Source organism: Mesorhizobium argentiipisi (SeqCode) (genome assembly GCF_037179585.1).
Taxonomy (GTDB): domain Bacteria; phylum Pseudomonadota; class Alphaproteobacteria; order Rhizobiales; family Rhizobiaceae; genus Mesorhizobium; species Mesorhizobium argentiipisi.
The window spans coordinates 47833-69158 of record NZ_JAPYKO010000001.1; the positions used below are offsets into that span (position 1 = coordinate 47833).

The 21326-nt window shown below is 62.3% G+C and carries 18 protein-coding genes and 2 pseudogenes; 10 read left to right on the forward strand and 10 right to left on the reverse strand.

Annotated elements, in window-relative coordinates; all coding sequences use genetic code 11:
- Positions 1–169 precede the first annotated feature (169 nt).
- Entirely contained in the window at positions 170–1162 is a 993-nt protein-coding gene (ftsZ, locus tag O7A05_RS00220) for a cell division protein FtsZ (RefSeq protein ID WP_224514728.1), read from the reverse strand.
- 222 nt (positions 1163–1384) lie between these two features.
- Positions 1385–2425: a proline racemase family protein gene (locus tag O7A05_RS00225; protein ID WP_337090941.1), complete on the reverse strand. Its 1041-nt coding sequence runs from the start codon at positions 2423–2425 to the stop codon at positions 1385–1387.
- Between the two features lie 126 nt (positions 2426–2551).
- Here O7A05_RS00225 and O7A05_RS00230 point away from each other — a divergent pair.
- A pseudogene (locus O7A05_RS00230) lies at positions 2552–2804 on the forward strand (pyrroloquinoline quinone biosynthesis protein PqqE); the annotation flags it as partial.
- A gap of 38 nt (positions 2805–2842) precedes the next feature.
- Here the strand turns inward: O7A05_RS00230 and uxuA are convergent.
- Positions 2843–4027 carry a mannonate dehydratase gene (uxuA, locus tag O7A05_RS00235; RefSeq protein WP_337090942.1) on the reverse strand — a complete coding sequence of 395 codons (1185 nt, stop codon included), beginning with the start codon at positions 4025–4027 and terminating at the stop codon, positions 2843–2845.
- Between the two features lie 169 nt (positions 4028–4196).
- On the opposite strand from uxuA, the gene O7A05_RS00240 reads away from it, so the two are divergent.
- On the forward strand, positions 4197–4982 hold the full coding sequence (locus O7A05_RS00240) for an SDR family NAD(P)-dependent oxidoreductase (RefSeq protein ID WP_337090943.1): 786 nt from the start codon (positions 4197–4199) through the stop codon (positions 4980–4982).
- A 153-nt stretch (positions 4983–5135) separates the two neighbouring features.
- Here O7A05_RS00240 and O7A05_RS00245 read toward each other — a convergent pair.
- From O7A05_RS00245 to O7A05_RS00265, 5 genes and pseudogenes are all read right to left on the reverse strand, one after another.
- Positions 5136–6334: pseudogene (locus O7A05_RS00245) on the reverse strand (mandelate racemase/muconate lactonizing enzyme family protein).
- Between the two features lie 9 nt (positions 6335–6343).
- Positions 6344–6670 carry an NIPSNAP family protein gene (locus O7A05_RS00250; protein ID WP_337090944.1) on the reverse strand — a complete coding sequence of 109 codons (327 nt, stop codon included), beginning with the start codon at positions 6668–6670 and terminating at the stop codon, positions 6344–6346.
- 103 nt (positions 6671–6773) lie between these two features.
- Positions 6774–8129, reverse strand: coding sequence for a mandelate racemase/muconate lactonizing enzyme family protein (locus O7A05_RS00255; RefSeq protein ID WP_337090945.1), 1356 nt, complete (start codon positions 8127–8129; stop codon positions 6774–6776).
- A 64-nt stretch (positions 8130–8193) separates the two neighbouring features.
- Positions 8194–9513 carry a mandelate racemase/muconate lactonizing enzyme family protein gene (locus O7A05_RS00260; protein ID WP_337090946.1) on the reverse strand — a complete coding sequence of 440 codons (1320 nt, stop codon included), beginning with the start codon at positions 9511–9513 and terminating at the stop codon, positions 8194–8196.
- The gene (locus tag O7A05_RS00265) at positions 9413–10123 is read right to left on the reverse strand and encodes a GntR family transcriptional regulator (protein WP_337090947.1); all 711 of its coding nucleotides are present in this window, start codon (positions 10121–10123) and stop codon (positions 9413–9415) included. The genes O7A05_RS00260 and O7A05_RS00265 overlap by 101 nt, the downstream gene beginning before the upstream one ends.
- 215 nt (positions 10124–10338) lie before the next feature.
- Between O7A05_RS00265 and O7A05_RS00270 the strand changes: the two genes are divergently transcribed.
- From O7A05_RS00270 to O7A05_RS00295, 6 genes are all read left to right on the forward strand, one after another.
- A complete protein-coding gene (locus O7A05_RS00270; RefSeq protein ID WP_337090948.1) occupies positions 10339–11820 on the forward strand; it encodes an ABC transporter substrate-binding protein in 1482 nt (493 codons plus the stop codon).
- Positions 11821–12010: 190 nt separating this feature from the next.
- Positions 12011–12970 carry a carbohydrate ABC transporter permease gene (locus O7A05_RS00275; protein WP_337090949.1) on the forward strand — a complete coding sequence of 320 codons (960 nt, stop codon included), beginning with the start codon at positions 12011–12013 and terminating at the stop codon, positions 12968–12970.
- Positions 12967–13857, forward strand: coding sequence for a carbohydrate ABC transporter permease (locus tag O7A05_RS00280; protein WP_337090951.1), 891 nt, complete (start codon positions 12967–12969; stop codon positions 13855–13857). Before O7A05_RS00275 ends, O7A05_RS00280 begins: the two co-directional genes overlap by 4 nt.
- A 10-nt stretch (positions 13858–13867) precedes the next feature.
- On the forward strand, positions 13868–14965 hold the full coding sequence (locus O7A05_RS00285) for an ABC transporter ATP-binding protein (protein ID WP_337090952.1): 1098 nt from the start codon (positions 13868–13870) through the stop codon (positions 14963–14965).
- A gap of 32 nt (positions 14966–14997) precedes the next feature.
- A complete protein-coding gene (locus O7A05_RS00290) occupies positions 14998–16161 on the forward strand; it encodes a mandelate racemase/muconate lactonizing enzyme family protein (protein WP_337090953.1) in 1164 nt (387 codons plus the stop codon).
- A gap of 24 nt (positions 16162–16185) precedes the next feature.
- Entirely contained in the window at positions 16186–16920 is a 735-nt protein-coding gene (locus tag O7A05_RS00295; protein ID WP_337090955.1) for a ribonuclease activity regulator RraA, read from the forward strand.
- A 97-nt stretch (positions 16921–17017) separates the two neighbouring features.
- Here O7A05_RS00295 and O7A05_RS00300 read toward each other — a convergent pair whose 3' ends face one another.
- The gene (locus tag O7A05_RS00300) at positions 17018–17611 is read right to left on the reverse strand and encodes a DJ-1/PfpI family protein (protein ID WP_224714868.1); all 594 of its coding nucleotides are present in this window, start codon (positions 17609–17611) and stop codon (positions 17018–17020) included.
- 45 nt (positions 17612–17656) lie between these two features.
- Positions 17657–18355, reverse strand: coding sequence for a GntR family transcriptional regulator (locus O7A05_RS00305; RefSeq protein ID WP_337090956.1), 699 nt, complete (start codon positions 18353–18355; stop codon positions 17657–17659).
- 231 nt (positions 18356–18586) lie between these two features.
- On the opposite strand from O7A05_RS00305, the gene O7A05_RS00310 reads away from it, so the two are divergent.
- Both O7A05_RS00310 and O7A05_RS00315 read left to right on the forward strand, forming a co-directional pair.
- Complete coding sequence (locus O7A05_RS00310) at positions 18587–19813, forward strand: iron-containing alcohol dehydrogenase (protein ID WP_337090957.1); 1227 nt, start codon at positions 18587–18589, stop codon at positions 19811–19813.
- 56 nt (positions 19814–19869) lie between these two features.
- Positions 19870–21318, forward strand: coding sequence for an NAD-dependent succinate-semialdehyde dehydrogenase (locus O7A05_RS00315; protein WP_415926931.1), 1449 nt, complete (start codon positions 19870–19872; stop codon positions 21316–21318).
- Positions 21319–21326 lie beyond the last annotated feature (8 nt).

Below are 21326 nucleotides of genomic sequence, written 5' to 3' on the forward strand. Positions count from 1 at the left end.
AATATGGACAGACCCTAGCCGAATGCCGCCGTGAGGGCCCGCGACGATGAGGCGCGCAAAGGCGTTGACCGATCGCGCGGGTCCTGGATTGCTCGCCACTGGAAGCGGACATCGAGCGGTTGCACCGTAACGTCGGGGACACAAGCGCCGCCGCGAGATCGCCGTGGTCTCAGGCGATCCTCTGCTCGAATTGCGCGATGTCCGCGCTCTTGCGCAGACCCGTCGCGACGACGGACACGCGGAACTTTCCCGCCAGTGCCTGGTCGAAGATGGCGCCGACGATGATGTCGGCATCGGCGTCGACTTCTTCCCTGATCCGCGTCGCGGCTTCGTCGACCTCGAACAGCGTCATGTCCATGCCGCCGCAGATCGATACGAGCAGCCCCCTGGCGCCGGACATGGAGGCTTCATCGAGGAGCGGATTGGCGATCGCCGCCTCGGCCGCGATCTTGGCGCGCCCCTCTCCGGAAGCCTCGCCGGTTCCCATCATCGCCCGGCCCATGTCCCGCATCACCGACTTCACGTCGGCGAAGTCGAGATTGATCAGGCCTTCCTTGACGATGAGATCCGTGATGCAGCCGACGCCCGCGTAGAGAACGCGGTCCGCCATGGCGAAGGCGTCGGCGAATGTGGTCTTGGCGTCGGCGACCCTGAAGAGGTTCTGGTTCGGAATGACGATCACGGTGTCGGCGCTCTCGCGCAGCCGTTCTATGCCTTCCTCGGCCGCCTGGGTCCTGCGCTTGCCTTCGAAGACAAAAGGCTTGGTGACGACGGCCACCGTCAAAATGCCGGCGTCGCGCGCGGCACGCGCAATCACGGGCGCAGCACCCGTTCCGGTGCCGCCTCCCATCCCGGCGGTGATGAAGCACATATGCGTTCCCGCAAGGTGATCCATGATCTCGTCGATGGATTCCTCCGCGGCGGCACTGCCGACCTGGGGCAAGGACCCGGCGCCGAGGCCCTCGGTCACATGCGCGCCCAGTTGGATCAGCCGCGACGACTTCGACATGGTGAGCGCCTGCGCGTCGGTGTTGGCGACAACGAACTCGACGCCCTGCAGCCCTTCGGCGATCATGTTGTTGACGGCGTTGCCGCCGGCGCCGCCGACCCCGACGACGGTGATCTTGGGCCTCATCTCCAGGATTTCCGGCTTGGCGGTCATTTTCTCATCTTTCTACCGAAGGTACCTGCTCCTCCGCCGCACGATCATGCGGAACCGGAACAACGAGCACACGAATCAGGCGATCCCCACCAACCGCAGGGAATCAGAGCAGGCGCCTCCCTGCAAGGTCCGCTGACATTCTGCAAGCGCAAACGCCTCGGCCGACAGCTGGAAAGCGTCCGGGCGCTCGAATGATCCCAGCCGGCGTCGTTGCAGGAAATTCTATTGCGTCACCGAAGTCGAGGTGCCCCAGGTGTCCGACAGCACGTAGCCTTGCGGGTACGGATCCGTCGGATCGAGGTAATAATTGTGCTCTCCTGTGATCCAGGCTCTGCCCGTTATCTGCGGCACGATCGCCTTGCGCCCGGCGACTTCGGTGAGTTCGAGGATTTTGCCGGTGAAGCGCGAGCCGATGATCGATTCATGGATCAGCACCTCGCCTTCCTTCATCTGACCCCGCGCCTGCAGCACAGCCATGCGGGCCGAGGTGCCGGTTCCCGTCGGGCTGCGGTCCGAGCGCCCGGGCGAAACGATGCAGGTGTTGCGGGTGACGTTACCGGGCCCTTGGAACGGCATCGCGAACTGGACGATGGACACACCGCGCACATTGTCGAACTGCGGATGCACGACATCGAGCTGCTCGCGCGCCGCGCGGCGGACCTTCTCGCCGACCACTGCCAACTCGCGCGCCTCGTCGGGCGTCACCGAGAAGCCGAGCGCGGGCGCATCGACAATCGCGTAAAACATACCGCCATAGGCAATATCGACCATGATCGTGCCAAGCCCTTCCACCTCGATGTTGGCATCGAGGCGCTCGGCGAAGGCGGGGGCATTGCGCAGCGTGATCGACAGGCATTTGCCGTCGCTGCATTCGGCGCGCACCTCGATGACGCCGCCGGGCATATCGAGCTTGAAGCGCGTCTCCGGCTCCTGCATCGGCACCATGCCGGTCTCGAGCAGCACCGTAGCGACGCAGATCGTGTTGGAGCCGGACATCGGCGGATATTCGGTCGGCTCCATGATGATGGCGCCCGCAGCGCAATCCTCGCGCGTCGAGGGCAGCAGGAGATTGACATGACGGGCAACGCTGCCGCGCGGCTCGCAGATCAGCATGCGCCTGATATGGTCGTGATCGCGCTCCATCGTGATCATCTTTTCCATCATCGTGCGCCCCGCGGGCGGCAGCACGCCTCCCACGATGACATCGCCGATCTCGCCCTCGGCATGGCAGCCGACGACGCGGATGCTGGTTTTGGTGCGCATTGTTTTTTCTCCCTGTCGGCCATGCCGTCCGCCTGGCAAGTGGCGCTGCGTGGAGACAAACTGATCAATCCGCGCGCCAGCCTCAAGGAAAATCCTGAACGACGCTACCCGTCCGCCAGCGCCGTCACCGACCGGATGCAGGAGCCGTGCCGAAGCTGCGAGCGCCGCAAGGTCGATTGGAGCGGCTGCAGGTGTCAGGCGATGGCGATTGCCGGCGATGCCTCGGCAACGGATCCGGCCTGCATCGCCGATCCACAAGCGAATGGCGATACTGACCGACGTTGCGCAGGCAGCGCCGGAGGGAAATGAAAGCTTCATTTTCCGGCAGATCGGCGCCACGACCCCACCTGACACGCGCGCTGAGCCTGGCCACCGATAACGGCCCGAAGGATACCCCTCGCCTTGGTGGCAGTCGCCTCAAGCTAGCCCGAACCGCTCGACCGCCCGCATGATGCCGCGCAACTCGGCAAGGCCCTTGAGCCGTCCGATCAGCGAGTAGCCGGGATTGATCCTGGTCTTGCCGATGTCGTCGGCTAGGAGGTGGCCATGATCGGGCCGCATCGGAATGCGCCAATCGGCCCGGCCTTCCTTGCGGCGGCGCGCCTCCTCCTGCATCAGCGCGAGGATGACATGCGCCATGTCGGTGCCGCCTTCGAGATGCTCGGCCTCGTGGAAGGAGCCGTTATCCTCGATGGTGACATTGCGCAGATGGACGAAATGAATTCGCTCGGCGAATTCCTTGACCATGGCGACAATGTCGTTGTCGGAGCGTGTGCCGTAGGAGCCGGTGCAGAACGTCAACCCGTTGGCCGGGCTGTCGACAACATTGAGGATGAAGCGCGCATCCTCGGCGGTCGAGACGATGCGCGGCAGGCCGTAGAGCGAGAATGGCGGATCGTCGGGATGGATGCACATGCGCACCTCCTCCTCCTCGGCCACCGGAATGATCTCGCGCAGGAACCAGGCGAGATTGTCGCGCAATTCCTTCGGCCCGATTGCATCATAGTCAGCCAAGGCCTCGCGAAAGCTGTCACGGTTGTAGGCGCGCTCGGTGGCCGGCAGGCCGGCGATGAGATTGCGCTCGATCTTGTCGATCTTCTCGTCGCCAAGATCCTTCAGCCGCGCCTCCGCCTCGGCGATGCGGGCAGGCGTGTAGCTAGCCTCGGCATTCCGGCGCTTCAGCACGAACAGATCGTAAGCGGCGAAATCGATCGCATCGAAGCGCAGCGCATAACCTGTCGTTGGCAGGCGATAAGCCAGATCCGTCCGCGTCCAATCGACCACGGGCATGAAATTGTAGCAGACCGTCGCTATGCCAGCCTTCGCCAGGGCGCGGATGGTATCCTTGTAGAAGCCGACATAGCGGAGCCGCTCCGGCGAACCGATCTTGATCGAGTTGTGGACGGGAATGCTCTCGACCACCGACCAGGTCAGCCCCGCCGCCTCGATGATGCGCTTGCGCTCGAGGATGTTTTCCAGCGGCCAGACGCGCCCGTCATAGATGTCGTGCAGGGCCGTGACAACGCCTGTCGCGCCCGCCTGCTTGACATGATCGAGTGTCACCGGATCGTCCGGGCCATACCAGCGCCAGCACTGTTCCATTGCCGCTTTCCTCCGCGAGGTGGGCAACTTATTGTTGGACCACAATGAGAGTCAAATACGCGCGCGACAGGCTGGCTTACGCCTATCTGATGAGCCGCCATCTCGATTTCGCCCTGCGGTTCCTGCCTGAAGAACCGGCTTCCGAGACGTGACCAAAGGAGTTTCAGCAATGAAGGATTTTGACGGCAAGGTCGCGCTGGTGACCGGAACGACCGGGATCGGTCTCGCAACCGCCAGGCGTCTTGCCGCCGGGGGCGCTGCGATCGTCGCCTGCGGCATCGACCGTTCGGCCAATGCGGCGATGAGAGCGGAGTTGGAAAGCTCCGGGGCCGGCGCGCTGGTCGTGGACACCGACGTCTCCGTGCCTGACCAGGTTCGCGATGCCATCGCGGCCGGCGTCGAGCGTTTCGGCGGCCTCGACGTGATCGTCAATTCGGCGGCGGTCCATCCCTATGGAACCGCGATGACGACGGACTGGGAGACCTGGAACAAGACGATGACGGTCAATGTCGGCTCGATCTATCTGACCGCCCATTTCGGCATTCCGCAAATGATCAAGCGCGGTGGCGGCGCCATCGTCAATGTCGCCTCGGTGCAGGGTTTCGCCTGCCAGCAGAACGTGGCTGCGTACGCCACCACCAAGGGTGCCATCCACACGCTGACGCGTTCGCTGGCGCTCGACTACGCATCAGCCGGTATCCGGGTCAATTCGGTCAGCCCCGGCTCGATCCGCACACCGATCCTCGAGAAGGCCGCGCGCGGCGACAACGGCAGCGATGCCGATGTCGAGGAGGCCTACAGGCGCTTCGGCGCGGCCCATCCGCTCGGCCGCATCGGCGAACCCGAGGAAGTGGCGGAACTGATCGCCTTTCTGTGCTCGTCGAAGGCGAGCTTCTGCACCGGCGCGGACTACAAGATAGACGGCGGCCTGACCGCCGGCATCGGCGTGAAATGACCATGAGAACTCTTCGACGCGGTGGTCGGCGACGTGATGGACATGCTTGGGCTGCAGCATCATTTCCTGCCGCCGGTGTTCAGCCCCGTCGAAGAGAAGACGCGATTGCTAGGCCGGGGTATGCTTGTCGCTCAAAAATGGGCAGCGGGTAAGTCAGTCGAAGAAGCCCGCATCCTCTTCCCTGAGATACTTCCTGGCGGCTTCGGCATCGATATCGAGCCCCAGTCCCGGTGCTTCCAGCAGATCCACCATGCTGTCCTTCACGATCTGCGGCGGCAGGCCGATCACAAGGTCTTCCCACCACGGGTCTGAGGCGCTTGGATATTCGAAGGCGATGTAATTGGCGGGCAAGGTCGCGCAGACATTGATCAGCGCGCCGAGGCCGAGCAGGCCGTTTGCCGTGCCGTGCGGCGCCATCAAGATCGAGTGCATGTAAGCGTGCTCGGCCACCCATTTGAGCTCGGCGATGCCGCCGATATCGGCCGGATCGGGGCCGATGACGCGCACCGCCTGCGTCTCGATCAACTCCTTGAAATTATGCCGCAGATAGATCTGCTCGCCGGTATGGATCGGCGTCGAGGTGGAAGTGGTCAGCTCCCGATAGGCCTGCGGATTGACCCACGGCACATAGTCGCCGGTCAGCATATCCTCCAGCCACATCAAATTATACCTCTCGACCGCGCGAGCGAATTTGATGGCATCGGGCAGCATCCAGCCCGGGCCGCAGTCGAGCGCCAGGCTCACCTTGTCGCCCAGCACTTCCTTCATCGCGATTACGCAGTCGAGCATGTGATTGAAACCGCGCTCGCTGATGACGCCCTGATCCATCGCGCCGTGATAGCCGGCCTTCTTCTGCGTCACGCCGTAGTGAAAGCCCTCGACGCTGTCCTTCATATTGGAGTGGAACGAGATACCCTGCTTGACCATGAAAAAGTTCTGCGGCTGCTCCATCATCCATTTGACGTCTGCAGCGTAATCCTCAGGCCGGTCGCCGTCCGCTTGCGCCGGATCGAGCCGTTATAGACGCGCACCTTGTCGCGCACCTTGCCGCCGAGCAGCTTGTAGACCGGAACGCCCGCGGCCTTGCCGGCAATGTCCCACAGCGCATGCTCGATGGCGCTGACCCCCGCGCCATAGGGCTTGAAGGAGCCGCGCTGGCGAATCTTCAGCATCACCCGCTCGACGTCGGTCGGATCCTCGCCGATCAGCGCCTCGCGGAAATGCAGCACAAAGGGCTTGAGATAGGTCTTTGTGAACTCGACTTCGCCAAGGCCGTAAAGACCTTCGTCGGTCACGATGCGCACGATCGGATGCTTGCCGATGACGGCGCAGCGCAGATCGGTGATCTTCATGGCGCAGTCCTACTTCACAGACGAGAAAGCTGTCGGCGTGAGCAGCTGGCTGCTGATATTGGCAATGATCTGCCCGTCGCGCTCAGACTCGTCCCGGGCCCTGTGCCATGCCGGATCGGTGACGAAAGCCGCCCATTTCGCCTCGCGCTCGGCCAGCGATTCCCAGGCGAGGAAATAGGTGAGGCGATTGCTGTTTTCGCCGATCGCTGTGGTGAAAAACCCGGCTTGGCGGATGCCATGCCTCTCCCAGATGGCCAGCGTTTGGTCGGAAAAGCGCTTGAGCAAAGCCTGCAGCCTGCCCGGCAGGCAGGCATAGATGCGCAGTTCGTAGATCATGGTTTCGTCCGTTTCTTTCTTCGCCTCTCCCTTGGGAGAGGTCGACACCGAATGGTCGGTCGGTGGTCCTGTGAGCCTGGGGGAATGAGGGCAAGGGGGCGGGCTAACTCCAGATTCGGTCCCAGCTATATTCATTGTCCCAATGCTCGGTGGATTGCCATATCTCCGTGACACCGGGCTGCAGGTGCTGGCTGATCACCTCGTCGACCACATCGTCTATGCCCAGGCCCGGCTTGTCCGGAACGGTGATGAAGCCGTCCTTGACGAGCGGCGTGGGCAGGCCGGTGACGATATCATCCCACCAGTCGACATCAGCGGAATGGTATTCGAGCGCCATGAAGTTTTCGGTCGCCGTCGCCACATGTGCCGCAGCCATCGCCGCGATCGGGCTTTCAGCCATGTGAATCGCCATGGCGACGCCGTGGTCCTGCGCCATGTCACCGATCTTCTTGGTCTCGAGAATGCCGCCGCTGGTGAGCAGGTCCGGGTGGACAACGGAAAGGCCGCTAGCGAGCAGGGGTTCGAAGCCCTCCTTGAGGTAGATGTCCTCGCCGGTGCAGATCGGCACCGAGGTCGCTTGCTGCAGCTGCCGGTATTGCTCGGTGTACTGCCAGGGAATGACGTCCTCGAGCCAGGCCGGGACGTATTTCTCGATGCGACGCGACAGGCGTATGCCGTCCTGCAGCGAGATGTGGCCGACATGGTCGATGGCCAAAGGGATTTCGTAGCCGATGACCTCGCGAACCTCATGGATGTACTGCTCGAGCAGGTCTATCCCCTTTTCGGTGAAGTGCAGGCCCGTAAACGGGTGCTGCACGTTCTGAGCATCGTAAGCGAGGTTGCGGGCCTTGCGCTCCTCGAGCGTGCCGCCACGGCCGCGCGGATTGGCGTGAAACCCTTCGAGCGCGCCGGCGGGCGCGACCACGGCGCCCGGAATATGGGCGATCTGCATCAAGCCGAGATCCATCTTGAGGAAAGTGAAGCCGCGATCCATGCGTGCCTTGAGGCGCTTGCCGGTTTCGGTGCCGCTCGGCTTCTCCGCGTCGGTATCGCAATAGACGCGCACCTGATCGCGAAACCTGCCGCCCAGCATCTGGTAGATCGGCACGCCATAGGCCTTGCCGGCGAGGTCCCATAGCGCGATCTCGACCGCCGACACGCCACCGCCCTGCCGCCCATGACCGCCGAACTGTTTGATGCGTCGGAACAGGCGGTCGACATCGCAGGGATTTTCGCCGAGCAGCCGGCTCTTCAACATCAGCGCATAGGTGGCGCTGGCGCCGTCGCGCACCTCGCCAAGCCCGACGATGCCCTGGTTGGTATAGATCTTGAGCAGCGCCGAGGTGAACGGCGCGCCGACGATTTCGGCCACCCGCATATCGGTGATGCGCAGGTCGGACGGCCTGGAATTTATGTTGACCCGATTGAGAGCCTCGTCGGCTCCATCCGTCTTTGGCATGATTTGTCCTCGTTCTGCTCGGAGTGACCTGCCGCCCCGCCCGCCGGTCCTGCTTCAAGCAGTGCTAGACCAGCTCGATCTCGTGTGCTTGCAAGTAGTCGCGATTCATCTCGACACCGAGGCCCGGCTTCGTCGTCAGCCTGAGGTTGCCGTTCGAAACGTCGAGCGGTTTGTCGATGAGGTGATCGTATTTGGAGAGATTCCACTCGGACGTTTCCAGTTTGTAGAAGTTGGGAACAGTCATCATCACTTGCGCTCCTGCGATCACGTTGATCGGCCCGGCGGCGTCATGCGGCGAGACGGGAACATAGTAGGCTTCGCACAGAGCGGAAATCTTCTTCAGCTCGGTAATGCCGCCGGTCCAGGTGACGTCGGGCATGATGTAGTCGGCGAGCTTGCTCTCCAGCACCGGCACGAAATCCCATTTCGTGTGGCCGCGCTCGCCCCACGAGATGGCGGCGCTGACCTTCTCACGCACCTGCTTGAGAGCGTTGAGGCTCTCGGGCGGGCAAGGCTCCTCGAACCAGTCGATCTGGCCGGCTTCTTCGAGGCTCCGGCAAAGCCGGATGGCGGTCGGAACATCGAAGCGCCCATGCGCGTCGATGAGGATGTCGACATCGGGCCCCGCCGTCTCGCGGATGAGAGCGGTGAGCTCGGCCGCTTCGCGTTCGTCCTTGCGGGTCATGCCGCCGTCGAGATAGCCGTCCCGCCTTTCGCGGGGCACCCCGTCAACGCTGCGGCCCTGGTGGGGGAAAGGATCGAACTTGAGCCCGGTGTGCCCGGATTCGACGATATCGCGAATTTCGCGGACGACGGCCTCCTTGCTGGTGAATTTAGCCTGGTTGGGGTGGGTGTAGAGCGCGATTTCATCGCGCACCGGCCCGCCCAGCAGCTCGTAGATCGGCTTACCGAGGACTTTGCCGCGGATATCCCAGAGGGCTATGTCGATGGCGCTCACGCATTCGACAGCGGCGCCGCGGCTGCCCATATAAGTGAAGCTGCGGAAAATCTTGTGCCAGAGATACTCGATACGCGCCGGATCCTCGCCTGCCACGGCGGCGCCGATCTGTCGCAGGATCGTGCAGAGCGCGCGGTTGGCGAGCTTTGTCGTGGTGGTGATCTCCCCCCAGCCACTCACCCCCTCGTCGGTCGTCACTTCGACGAACAGGAACTCTCCCCAGTAAGAAGCATCGGACTTGATCAGCCACGGCCGGACGCTCGTGATTTTCATCTCAACTATCCTTGTCTGAATGGCCAGGTTGACGATGTTGCGGACCGGAGTTCTATCCGGCCCGTGCGGCGTTACGGGCACGCATGTGTTCGAGGATGTGCCGGCCGGAGCCCTCGACGTGGCGTGCCACCAGTTCGGCCGCCTCGTCGGCATTTCCGGCTTTTACATGCGCGATGAGCTCGCGATGTTCGCGCATGATCGCGGCGCGTCGCGCGAGGGTGAAATTGAAACGCCGGCTCACGGCTCGCAGCACTTCGCGATGCTTCCACCAGAGCTCGGCGGCATGGCGGTTGTAGTGCCGCTGGTACATCACGGTGTGGAAGGCGGTATCCAGCTCGCTATGCCTGAATGTGTCGGCAAAGTTGTTCTCTTCGATCAGGCCTTGGATGCGTTCGAGCTCGGCGATGTCCTCCACGGTGGCCATGTTCACAAACCATCGCGTCAGGGCCGGCTCGATCAGAACGCCGATCTCGTAGATATCGCGGACAAATTCCTGGTCTATGGGCCGGACGCGCGCCCCGCGGTTGGGGGTAAAGATGACGAAGCCCTCGCCTCGCAGCAGCTGCAGGGCCTCGCGCACGGGATTGGTCGAGGTGCCGTGACGCCGCGCGAGATCGGTGACCACGAGCCGTTCATTGGCGGCCAGCCGACCCTCGATGATGTCTTCCCTGATCAGTTCGTAAACCGAGGCACCCTCGCTGGAGGCTCCGATCGGATCGATCCCCCCAGGTGGCTTGGCTTTGAAGTCGCTCGTTTCGGCCAAGGTCGGCTCCCCGATTTGTACACACCCTGTCCGATTATCACGCAAAGTTTCTCCAAACAATGTACGATTTGGCGCGTTGACAGGAAATCCGCGATCTGAAAACGTATAAAACGATCGAAGGGATACATTAGGGCGGAGAGATATCCCCGCGGTCGAACCAGCAAGGACCGCTTGCCTCGACGCAGAGCGGCATGGGAGAAACCTGGAGGAGACCTATGAGGAGGATCACACTCGGCGGTGCCGTGCTGCGCGGCGCTGTCTCCACTGCTTTAACGGCATCGTTGATGTCGGCACCGGCGCTGGCTGCGCCGCCGGTAGACCTGAGCAAATGGTCGCCGGAATATGTGCGCTCCATTGCGGGTACGCAGGATTTCGACACCGCAGGCGATTGCGCCAAGGTCACGCCGCTCGACTACAAGGGGCGACTGACTTTCTGGTACCAGGGCGTGTTCGAGGGCGACCCGGACCTTTTGCGCCAGTACTACAAGGATTTCTTCGCAACCTTCCGCAAGACCTATCCGAACATCCAGCTCGAGGATCAGGCTCTCACCTATAACGACCTCCTCGACAAGTTCCGCACCGCGCTGCTCGGCAATGCGGCACCGATGGCTGTGCGCCTGCAAATCCTGGGCGGCACTGAGTTCGCCTCGAAGGGATATTTGCAGCCGCTCAAGCCCGAGGATGTGGGGTATTCGACCGAGGATTTCTGGCCCGGCGCCATGAAGGCCGTTACCTGGGACGGCGTGACCTACGGCATTCCGACCAATAACGAGACGATGGCGTTCATCTGGAACGCCGACATCTTCAAGCGCGCCGGCCTCGATCCGGACAAGCCCCCGGCAACCTGGGACGATGTCGTCAAATATTCCAAACAAATCCACGACAAGCTCGGCATTGCCGGTTACGGCCTGGTGGCGCGCAAGAATGCCGGCAATACGCCGTACCGTTTCATGCCGCAGCTATGGGCCTATGGCGGCGGCGTCTTCGACGAAGCCTCAGCGAACCCGACCTATAAGGAAATCGAGCTTAACAGCCCGCAGAGCAAGGCCGCATTGCAAGCCTCCTACGATATGTATGTTCGCGACAAGTCGGTTCCGGTCTCGGCGCTCACCAACCAGCAGGCCGATAACCAGCCCCTGTTCCTCGCCGGCCAGCTCGGCATGATGATCTCGCATCCGTCCGACTACAACGTCATGCTCGACCTGCAGAAGAAGGCGACGGGCACCGACAAGGACAAGGCGCAGACGGTGATCGACAATATGCGCTACGGGTTGATTCCGACGGGCCCCGACGGCAAGCGCGCGGTCGTTTTCGGCGGCTCGAACATCCACATACTGAAGCCCGAATATGTCGAGGGCGGCAAGGTGGACGAGCCGGCCGCGAAGGCCATCATCTGCATGTGGACGAGCCCCGAATGGTCGCTGAAGATGGCCTATGCCGGCTCGAATCCCGGCAACCTCAATGGCTTCAAGACCAAATGGATGAAGGAGCGTCTGGACAGCATCAAATTCCTCGATGTCACGACCTCGATGCTGCCATACGGCATCCCGTTCCCGGCACTGCCGCAGTCTCCCGAGATCATGAACATCATCATCCCGGACATGCTGCAGAATGCCCTTACCGGAGCGATGACGGTCGACCAGGCGGCGGAGGACGCGGCCAAGAAGGTAAAAGACCTGATGGGCGGCGGACTCTAGAGCATGATACCGAAAAGTGTGAAGCGGTTTTCGGACGACATCATGCTCTATCTCTCTGATTTCGAGACGGATTCAGATTTCAGGTCGATTCGACCTGAAATCATCCGGCTCTAGCCGAAGCCTGACCCGCGATCTCACCGGCCGCGCCGACGACGCAGCCGGTTGTTCCGAACAACAAGGGCACGCCAAAGTGACGATCGTGAGCGGCAAGACCGAGGCTCGCCTAAGATTGCAATCCGGCTGGTCGGGGCTGCCGCGGAAGATCTGGCAGCATCGCGCCGATTACGCGTATGTGCTTCCGGCGATCGCCGTTATGCTCGTCGTCATCGCCTATCCGATCTACTACACGATCGAGCTGTCGTTCTTCAACACGCCGCCTGGCCTGCAGCTCCGCGACAAGATCTTCGTCGGCTTCAACAATTACACAGCCATCCTGACAAGTCAGGTGTTCTGGCAAGTCACCTTGAACACCCTGGTCTGGACATTTGCTTCCACCTTCATCTCCTTTGTCCTGGGATTCGCCACCGCGCTGGCGCTGCACCGCGACTTCATCGGCCGCGGTGTCCTGCGCGCCATCCTGATCATCCCCTGGGTCATCAGCGCGGTCGCCGCCTCCTATATCTGGAAGTGGATCTACCATTCCGATTTCGGGATCATCGGCGCGGTGCTGGTCGAGCTCGGATTGGCCGACCGGCCGCCCAATTTCATCGACAGCGTCAGCACGGTGCTGCCCTCCCTCATCGTCGTCAATATCTGGCGCGAGTTTCCATTCGCCATGATCATGATGATGGCCGGCCTGCAGACTGTCCCCGACCAGCTGCTGCGCGCCGCGAAAGTCGACGGCGCCAATGCGTGGCAGCGCTTCTGGCACGTCACCTTCCCGCATCTGAGAAACGTCTCGACGGTGACGATCCTGCTTCTGGCGGTCGCCAACTTCAATTCCTTCATCATCCCCTGGATCATGACCGGCGGCGGGCCGTCGAACGCATCGCATATCTGGATCACTCACATTTATGAGCTCGCCTTCGGTCGGCAGCGCTGGGGGGTGGCGGCGGCCTACTCCGTGCTCCTGTTCCTGATCCTGATGACGCTTGGCTACTTCTATGTCCGCGCGCTCAACGGCAACGAGCGGAGAGAGGCAAACGCATGAGCACGATTGCCGAGACAAGCTCTCGAGGCCAGACCCGTCGCGGCGTGCGCGTCGACGGATGGCGGTGGGGCGGGCGTATCTTCCTGGTGTTCATGCTGCTTTACACCGCGCTGCCGATGGTCTGGATGCTGCTCACCTCGATCAAGTCCGGCTTCGCGGCAATGCAACTTCCGCCGCAATGGTGGCCCGACCAGCCTACCCTTGACAGCTACCAAAAACTGCTCGATCCGCAAAACAGCGTCGGCCAGGACTTCCTGCGCTTCTTCTGGAACAGCCTTTTCGTCTCGACCGCCACGACGATCCTTTCGGTGATCGTGGCGGTTCCCGCGGCCTATGCGTTTTCGCGCTTCACCTTCCCGGGCCGGAACTTCCTGTTCTTCGCCGTGCTGCTGCGCAATATGTTCCCGGCGGTGATCTTTCTCGTGCCGCTCTTCATCCTGATGCGCGCGATCGGGCTGGTGAACACGCATGGATCGCTCGTTCTCACCTACCTCACCTTCGGGCTGCCGCTGGCGATCTGGCTGCTCAAGGGCTTTTACGACAACATCCCGGTGCAGCTCGAGCAGGCCGCGCGGATCGACGGGGCGACGCGGTTCCAGGCCTTCATCTTGATCGTGATGCCGCTCTCGGCGCCAGGAATCATCGCCACCGCGATCTATTCCTTCATCGGCGCGTGGAACGAGTACATCTACGCCTACACCTTCCTCTCCAAGAACGAGCAGCTGACACTGCCTGTCGGCATCCAGCGCTTCTTCTCGGAGAACACGACCGACTTTCCGGGCCTGATGGCCGCCAGCTTCATGATGAGCGTGCCCGTCGTGGTGCTGTTCCTCCTCCTGCAACGCTACTTCGTACGCGCCCTGACAGAAGGCGCGGTCAAACACTAGGGAGTTGCCGATGGCCCACGTGGTCCTCAAAGATCTCGTCAAGACCTATGGCAGCTTCAAAGCCGTCAACGAGGTGTCGCTAACGGTCAATGACGGCGAGTTCGTCGCGCTTGTCGGTCCTTCGGGCTGCGGCAAGACAACCACGCTCAACCTCGTCGCAGGCCTGACCACCGTCACATCGGGCGACATCGTCATCGGCGACCGGGTGGTCAACGACCTCGACCCCAAGGATCGGGACATCGCGATGGTGTTCCAGAACTACGCCCTCTATCCGCAGAAGTCGGTCTATATGAACCTCGCCTTCCCGCTGCAGATGCGCAAGCTGCCCCGGGACGAGATCGACAGGAAGGTCAGGGAAGCGGCGCGCGTGCTCGACATGACGCAGCTGCTCGAGCGCAAGCCGCGCGAACTTTCGGGCGGGCAACAGCAGCGCGTGGCGCTGGGCCGGGCCCTCGTTCGGGATCCGGCCGTGTTCCTAATGGACGAACCGCTCTCCAATCTGGACGCAAAGCTGCGCGTGCAGATGCGGTCCGAGATCAAGCGGTTCCATCAGGACCTGAAGGCGACGATCATCTATGTGACGCACGACCAGCTGGAGGCCGTCACCATGGCGGACAGGATGGCCGTGATGAACGGCGGCTACCTGCAGCAATATGATTCGCCGGCGCAGGTTTTCGCGCACCCCGTGAACATGTTCGTCGCAAGCTTCGTGGGCAGCCCGGCAATGAGCCTAATTCCGCTGGAAGCATCCACCGCAAACGGCGATGCGGTCCTGACCAGCGCGGAGGGCTGGACCCTCGCGCTGTCGCAAGCCAACGCGCGCAAGATCCAAGGAGCCACCTCCAGGAAGATCGTGCTCGGCGCACGCCATTCGACGATCAAGCTGCACAAGAACGCGGTCCCCGGCGCCATTCCGGCCAAGGCCTATACGGTGGAACCGACCGGGGACGTCACCTTCGTGCAGGCTTTCCTCTCCGGCGCCATCGTCAATATCAGCGTTTCGCCCAACATCGCCGTCGCGCCTGACGAGCAGATCTGGCTCGAGTTCGACCAGGAGCGCATGCACCTGTTCGACGGCGAAACCGAAATGGCCCTCAGGGCCAGCTGACGCGGGCGGGCACGCGTGGAACCTGGGCGGGGATGACTACGAAGATGAGGATCACCGCGATCAAGCCCTATCCGGCGTGGGTGGGAACGCGCAACCAGATGCTTGTCAAGGTCGAGACCGACCAGGGCATCTTCGGCTGGGGCGAGAGCGGCCTGAGCGGCCGCGAGAAGGCCGTGACCGGCGCGATCGAGCATTATCGCGAGTTTCTCGTCGGCCGCGACCCGATGCAGATCGGGCGGATCTGGCAGGAAGCCTATCGCAGCCAGTATTTCGAAGGCGGGCGTGTTCTGCAGGCGGCGATATCCGCCATCGACATCGCCCTTCATGACATCAAGGGCAAGGCGCTGGGAGTACCGGTCTATGACCTGCTCGGCGGCAAGCAACGCGACCGTATCCCAACCTTCGCCTCGACCGGAGACGAGGCCGAGGGGGATGTCGCCATCGAACGAGCCCGAGAACTGCGCGCCCAAGGTTGGCAGGCGATCCGCTTCTTCCCCGTCGGGCAAAGCAGCAAGGACATATTCGAGCCGCGCGAGTCGATCGGCGCTACGGCGAGCATACTGAACAAGGCGCGCGAGGCGCTGGGCGAGGACGTGGTGCTCGGCATCGACTACCATCACCGGCTGTCGGTCGCAGAGGCGGCGAGCTTTTGCAACAAGCTCGGTCGCGGCGTGCTTGATTTCCTCGAGGAGCCGATTCGGGACGAGACGCCGGAAGCCTACGAGTCCCTGCGCAGGATGACCGATGTCCCCTTCGCCATCGGCGAGGAATTTGCCAGCAAATGGCAGTTCCTGCCCTACATCGAGCGCGGCATCCACCAATTCAATCGGCTCGATGTGTGCAATGTCGGCGGGCTTACCGAGGCGATGAAGGTCGCCGGCTGGAGCGAGGCGCATTATGTGGATCTGATGCCGCACAATCCCCTCGGTCCGGTGTGCACCGCCGCGACCGTGCATCTCGCCGCTGCGGTGCCCAACTTCGCCTGGCTCGAAACCAGGGCGCCCGAACGAAAGCTGGGCTTCGACAGTTCCGAGTTTTTCCCCATACAGCCAAGGCTCGACGGCCCCCATTATCCGGTCAGCGATCTGCCGGGGCTGGGCGTCGAGGTCAACGAGGAGGCGATCAAAGCGCAGAGTTTCCGTTTCTGGGAAGCGCCTCACCTCAAGCGCCGCGACGGTTCCGTCACCAATTGGTAGTTCAATTCCAACCGGAGTCCGACAATGACGCATACGCCTGACATCACGCGGCCGCCCAAGGACCTGATCGACGCCTTGAGGGAGATTGGCGCCGCCACAGTTGCCGGCACGCTCGGCCACATGGGCTTCCGCAAGCCTCACATGGTCGGCCCGGTGGCGCAGAACCACGGCAAATCGATCGTCGGACCGGCGCTGACGCTGCAGTTCCTGCCGCAGCGGCCGGACCTGTTCGACGAGGGAGAATATACCGATCCGGAAACGCAACTGCACCGGCATGTGCTCTATCACGCGCAGGAGGGCGACGTGGTCGTGGTCGACGCCCGCGGCGACATGAGCTCGGGCGTCTTCGGCGATATGATGTCGACCTATTTCAAGGGCAGAGGCGGCGCGGGCATCGTCATCGATGGATGCATGCGCGACCGGCCCAACGTCGAAAAGCTCGATCTGCCGCTATGGCTGCGCGGCTGGACGCCAAACTATCATGTGCAGACCAGCATCTACCCCAATGCCGTCAACGTCCCGATTGCCTGCGGCGGCGTCACGGTGATCCCTGGCGACATCATCGTCGCCGACGACGACGGGGCGGTGGTGGTTCCCGTCGCAATGGCCCCCAAGGTCATCGAAGAGGCACAGAAGCATCACGACTGGGAAGAATTTTCACGGGAGAAGCTCATGCAGGGCGCTCCGCTGCAACGCTACTACCCGCTGCACGACGACGCCCGCGGAGAGTACGAGGAGTGGCGCAAAACAAGGCGTTAGCGGGCCGGCGAAAGATGGCAGCCATTGTGTACTTGGAGCGATGCGGCTTCATTTCGGCCGCCTTCCGCTCCAAGTATTTTCTGCGCGCCGCCAAATTCTAGCCGTGCCGGATTTCCGTGCCGAGCACTTTCAGGCATTCCCGGATGAAGGCCGCGAGCGCGGTCCAGCCTTTGGCCGAAACCATCGTGCCATCGACATAGGCTTCGGTTGGCGACAGGTCGATGTAAGTGCCGCCGGCGAGCGTCACTTCTGGCTCGCAGGCCGCCAAAGCTCCGACCTTCTTGCCGCGCACGACGCCGTCGACCGCGATCAGAATCTGCACGCCGTGGCAGATTGTGAAGATCGGCTTCTTGGTTTCATGGAAATGGCGCACCATTGCCTGAACGCGCTTGTCCGTGCGGATATATTCCGGTCCGCGGCCGCCGGCGCAATAGACGGCGTCGTACTGATCAAGCTGCCTTTCCGCATCGGAAAATGTCTTGTTGATCAACGCATAATGGCCAAGCTTCTCGGTATAGGTCTGGTCGCCCTCGAAGTCGTGCAATGACGTCTTGATCACGTCGCCGGCCTTCTTGTCGGGGCAGACCACATGAACCGTGTGGCCGACCGCCTCCATGGCCTGTTGATAGACGAAAATTTCGTATTCCTCGGTGAACTCACCGGTCAGCATCAGGATTTTTTTGGCTGGCATGATTTGTCCTCTTTGATTGGGGGCGGCGATGGCCATAGGAACCTGTCACTCGAAGGCAGGCAGGAGCCGGTCCCGCGAATTCTCGATGTGAACGCGCATCGCATCCGCGGCGCCGCTCGCGTCGCCTGCAGCGAACGCGGCGAGAATCGCCTCGTGCTCATCCAACGCTTCTTCAGTGACCCGCGAATGGTACATCAGGCGGAAGATATGGAAGTGGGTATGCTGATGGTTCAGCGTCTCGCGAATGAGCTCGTTCTGCGCGAATTCCATGATCTTGTCGTGAAAGATCGCATCCTGCCGCGCGAAGTTGGAATACCGCAGACGCTCGTCCTTCCCCACCCGCCGGGCCATCACGCCTGCCGCTTCCCGCAACGCCGTGAGGCGCTCCTCGTCGAGCGTTGCCGTGGCCTTTGCCGCAGCGGCGGGCTCAAGCAGGAGACGCAGTTCGTAGAGCTCGTCGAACCGGCGCCGAGTGATCTGCGGGGCCGCGCGATAGCCGATCAAATGGGTCTTTACCACCAGGCCTTCGCCTTCCAACCGCCCGAGCGCTTCGCGGATAGGCGTGTGTGAAACGTCGAATTCCCTGACAAGATTATCGACGGTAATGCGCGATCCTGGCGGAATCTTCAGCGACATCAATTGCGCGAAGATTGCTTCGTAAACATCGCCCGCCAAGCTGTTGGCGCGCTGGATGCGGCCGCTTGGGCGAGCTTCAGCTTCAACCGTCAGGTCGGGATTTTCCATCTGTTACCTCTTGACAGGAGTAAGCCCTAACATGATGCTCCGGCCAATTCAATAGGATATCCTATACGATTTTATAGAGGATGTGAGATGTGAAGGTGCGGGCTAGGAACCCCTATCGCCCGCATTCAACGACGCTGGCAGGAAAGCCGACAAAGCCCCGGTCTCAGAACTCAAGGCCCCACCGATGAACACGACGCTGTTCCATCAGTCTCTTTCGAAAGATCTCGGTCCATGACCCTTTTTGCAGCCGCGCGCCTGCCCCGCGAAATTCTCTTCGGCAAAGGTCAGCGCCATGCGCTGCCTGCCATTGCCGGCCGATATGGCCGGCGTGCATTCATCTGCACCGACGAACGGCTCGCCGGAACGTCCGAGTTCATCGAGATGCTCGATGGGTTAAAAGCTGCCCGGATCGACACGCTCGTCTACGACCGCACCTTGCCTGATGTGCCGCGCGACAGCGTGGGCGCCTGTATCGCAGAGGCGAAGGGGTTCAGGCCGGACATGGTGATCGGCATCGGCGGCGGCAGTTGCCTCGATATGGCAAAATGCGCCGGGCTGCTCATCAGCTATGGCGGCAAGCTCCAGGACTACTATGGAGAGTTCAAGGTGCCGGGCCCTGCCCTTCCCCTTATCGCAGTGCCGACCACGGCCGGCACCGGCTCCGAAGTCACTCCCGTCGCGGTGATCTCCGATCCGGAGCGGACACTCAAGGTCGGCATCTCCAGCCCGCATCTCATCGCCGCGGTTGCGCTGTGCGACCCGGACCTGACAGCGAGTTGTCCCCCATCATTGACAGCCATTGCCGGCGCCGACGCACTCACACATGCGATCGAAGCCTTCACTGCCGCCAAGCGAGGCACCGACCCCGACCTGCCGCAAAGACATGTGTTCATCGGCAAAAGCGCGATGACCGACCATTTCGCACTGCTGGCGATCAGACTCCTCGGCCGCAGCCTCGAAGCAGCCTGCCGCGATGGTTCCAACGAGGACGCACGCGCGGATGTCATGATGGGGGCGTTGGCCGCCGGCTGCGCCTTCGGCACCGCGGGAACGGCTGCTGCCCACGCCGTGCAGTATCCGGTCGGCGCGCTCACCCACACGCCGCACGGGTTGGGCGTCGCCACAATGCTTCCTTACGTCATGCGCTATAACCTTGCCGCCGCGACAGCGGAGATAGCCGAGATCGGCTCAGCCCTCGGTTTGGCCGGCCACAACGGCAATGCCGCCGCCCTGGCGGAGGCGACCATCGATGAAATCGCCCGGCTGTTCGCCGCGATAGGCATCACACGGACATTGTCCGAACTCGGCCTTCCTGCGGATAAGATCGACTGGACGGCCGAGCAGGCGCTCGGAATAGACAGGTTGATCAAGAACAATCCCCGTCCATTCGACATCGCGGCGATGCGAAACTTGATCCGAGCCGCGTATGAGGGCGACATGGCCGCCAACGCGATGTGACGGAGGAATTCGAAACTATGAACATCTCTCCAGACTCATTTGACCAAGATTCCGACATGTCCGACTACACCACCTTTTCGCACGGTCTTTACATCGGCGGTAAGTGGCGCTCGTCATCCGACGGCCGCGTCATAGAAGTGGTCGATCCCTCGACGGAAGCAGTAATCGCCGCCGTCCCCGATGCGACGCTGGCCGACGCCGGGGCCGCGGTCGATGCGGCTGCGGCGGCAGCATCGGGTTGGCGCGAGACGCCGCCGCGCAGGCGATCCGAGATCCTGCGGCGTTGCTTCGAGCTGATGACCGAACGGGCAGAGACGCTGGCTGCGCTGATCGCCCTGGAGAATGGCAAGGCCCTGCGGGACGCGCGCGGCGAAGTCGCCTATGCGGCCGAGTTCTTCCGCTGGAACGCTGAGGAGGCGGTGCGCATCAGCGGCGAATTCGGCCTGTCGCCATCGGGCACCAACCGGATTGTCGTCGACTACCAGCCCATCGGCATCTGCGTGCTTATAACGCCCTGGAATTTTCCCGCGGCCATGGCCACGCGTAAGATCGCTCCCGCCCTCGCAGCCGGCTGCACCGTGATCCTCAAGCCGGCCAGCGAGACGCCTCTGACGGCTTACGCGCTTGCCGCGCTCTACGAGGAAGCCGGAGTGCCGCCCGGCGTCGTCAACGTCATCACCACCTCGAATCCAGGCCCGGTAACATCGGCCATGCTGGCCGATCCTCGCGCGCGCAAGCTATCCTTCACCGGTTCAACCGGCGTCGGCCGGGTGCTTCTTGCCGAAGCGGCCAAACATGTCATCTCCTGCTCGATGGAGCTTGGCGGCAATGCTCCATTCATCGTCTTCGATGACGCCGACCTGGAGGCGGCTCTTGACGGCGCGATGATCGCCAAGATGCGCAACGCGGGTGAGGCTTGCACGGCTGCCAATCGGCTCTACGTGCAGGCCGGCATCCACGACGCTTTTGCGGAAGGACTGCGCGAGCGCATGGCGGCGCTCAATGTCGGCCCGGGCACCGAATCCGACACCGAGTGTGGTCCGATGATCACAAGGAAGGCCGTGGACAAGATCGACCGGCTCGTCCAAGACGCGATTGCCCGCGGCGCGAAAGTTCTGTGCGGCGGCGCGATTTCTGAAGGCCGAGGCTACTTCTATCCGCCGACCGTGCTCTGCGATGTGCCTGCCGACGCGCTCATGGCGCATGAGGAGATATTTGGTCCCGTGGCACCGATCAGCCGCTTCGAAGGTGAGGCGGAGGTCATCGCAAAAGCGAACGATACCGAATACGGCCTCGCCGCCTATATCTACACACGTGATCTTGCAAAAGGCATGCGCGTGGCATCGAAGATCGAGTCCGGCATGATCGCGCTCAATCGCGGCCTCATGTCGGATCCGGCCGCGCCATTCGGCGGCGTCAAGCAGAGCGGGTTGGGGCGAGAAGGCGGCCAGAAGCACGGCATAGCCGAGTTCATGGAGGCGAAGTACATCGCCGTGACGATGTGAGCAGACAA

Bases quoted from the DNA above. Each gene is read 5' to 3' on its own strand.
- ftsZ (WP_224514728.1), bottom strand. From the start codon at position 1,162: ATGACCGCCAAGCCGGAAATCCTGGAGATGAGGCCCAAGATCACCGTC.
- O7A05_RS00225 (WP_337090941.1), bottom strand. From the start codon at position 2,425: ATGCGCACCAAAACCAGCATCCGCGTCGTCGGCTGCCATGCCGAGGGC.
- uxuA (WP_337090942.1), bottom strand. From the start codon at position 4,027: ATGGAACAGTGCTGGCGCTGGTATGGCCCGGACGATCCGGTGACACTC.
- O7A05_RS00240 (WP_337090943.1), top strand. From the start codon at position 4,197: ATGAAGGATTTTGACGGCAAGGTCGCGCTGGTGACCGGAACGACCGGG.
- O7A05_RS00250 (WP_337090944.1), bottom strand. From the start codon at position 6,670: ATGATCTACGAACTGCGCATCTATGCCTGCCTGCCGGGCAGGCTGCAG.
- O7A05_RS00255 (WP_337090945.1), bottom strand. From the start codon at position 8,129: ATGCCAAAGACGGATGGAGCCGACGAGGCTCTCAATCGGGTCAACATA.
- O7A05_RS00260 (WP_337090946.1), bottom strand. From the start codon at position 9,513: ATGCCGACGAGGCGGCCGAACTGGTGGCACGCCACGTCGAGGGCTCCG.
- O7A05_RS00270 (WP_337090948.1), top strand. From the start codon at position 10,339: ATGAGGAGGATCACACTCGGCGGTGCCGTGCTGCGCGGCGCTGTCTCC.
- O7A05_RS00280 (WP_337090951.1), top strand. From the start codon at position 12,967: ATGAGCACGATTGCCGAGACAAGCTCTCGAGGCCAGACCCGTCGCGGC.
- O7A05_RS00285 (WP_337090952.1), top strand. From the start codon at position 13,868: ATGGCCCACGTGGTCCTCAAAGATCTCGTCAAGACCTATGGCAGCTTC.
- O7A05_RS00290 (WP_337090953.1), top strand. From the start codon at position 14,998: ATGACTACGAAGATGAGGATCACCGCGATCAAGCCCTATCCGGCGTGG.
- O7A05_RS00295 (WP_337090955.1), top strand. From the start codon at position 16,186: ATGACGCATACGCCTGACATCACGCGGCCGCCCAAGGACCTGATCGAC.
- O7A05_RS00300 (WP_224714868.1), bottom strand. From the start codon at position 17,611: ATGCCAGCCAAAAAAATCCTGATGCTGACCGGTGAGTTCACCGAGGAA.
- O7A05_RS00305 (WP_337090956.1), bottom strand. From the start codon at position 18,355: ATGGAAAATCCCGACCTGACGGTTGAAGCTGAAGCTCGCCCAAGCGGC.
- O7A05_RS00310 (WP_337090957.1), top strand. From the start codon at position 18,587: ATGACCCTTTTTGCAGCCGCGCGCCTGCCCCGCGAAATTCTCTTCGGC.
- O7A05_RS00315 (WP_415926931.1), top strand. From the start codon at position 19,870: ATGTCCGACTACACCACCTTTTCGCACGGTCTTTACATCGGCGGTAAG.